Source organism: Phytobacter sp. V69 (assembly GCF_965644215.1).
Lineage (GTDB): Bacteria > Pseudomonadota > Gammaproteobacteria > Enterobacterales > Enterobacteriaceae > Phytobacter.
The window spans coordinates 1-911 of record NZ_CBFFRL010000454.1 but is presented as its reverse complement, the minus strand read 5'-3'; the positions used below and the strand labels follow the sequence as shown (position 1 = coordinate 911).

General features: G+C 38.7%; 1 protein-coding gene. It reads left to right on the top strand.

Annotated elements, in window-relative coordinates:
• The first annotated feature begins 135 nt into the window (after window positions 1–135).
• The gene (locus ACSZPU_RS25930; RefSeq protein ID WP_499004489.1) at window positions 136–738 is read left to right on the top strand and encodes an EAL domain-containing protein; all 603 of its coding nucleotides are present in this window, start codon (window positions 136–138) and stop codon (window positions 736–738) included.
• Window positions 739–911: the final 173 nt, after the last annotated feature.

Sequence of the window (911 nt, the reverse complement as noted above, 5' to 3'; positions counted from 1 at the left end):
TCATGATAATAGGGCCTTCTGATTAGAAGGCCCTATTATCAATGATTTTTATCCTCGTGACGACACTATCTAGAATGTGTAATGTATGGCAATGAGGGAATTCGCACATTCATATTGAGAGGGACAAAAATAAAAATGGAAGAAGGAATTTTTAAATTCGGCCATATGACATTTAACATGACGGCTGCGTTTCAGCCGATAGTTAATTTGCGCGACCAGAAAATAGAACGCTATGAGGCGCTTGCCAGATTTAAAAATGAAAATGGCTTGTCTATTCCTACGCAATCTGTAATTGATGCCTCTGAGTCTTATGGTTCCGTGGGTGAAATTACGGATTTTATATTTAATTTAATTTGTATTCTGATAGCGAAAAAGCCTGGTTTAAAGTTATCTTTCAATTTTTCTCATTCTCTCCTTAGCGACTTATCTTATCCAGAAAAGTTTTACCATCAGTGTCTGGCTCATAATGTTAATCCACAGAATATTGAAATTGAGATCAGCGAGAAGGTAACTGAATATCAACTTATGCACAGCGAACAATTTTTAAAGCAGGCAAAAAGCTATGGATTCTCTGTCTCGCTTGACGATTTCGGTGCAGGAAACATTCAGGTTGATGGGTTAGCGCGCTTTAACTTCGACACCGTTAAAATTGACCGCTCTATTGTGAACGGTATCGGTCACGATCCGGTTAAACGGCGTTTTTCTGCACACTATCTTAAGCAAGATGTTGCATCTTAATCTGAGTGTTATTTGTGAAGGGGTGGAAAAAAAAGCCGACCTCAACGTGCTCAAAAAATACAAAGATATTGGTGTTCAGGGGTACATTTTTTACTATCTGAACCGCCCCGGGAATCCTGGAGACTAAACTCTTTGAGAGAGAGGTAAACAGGATGACTAAAAACACACGTTTT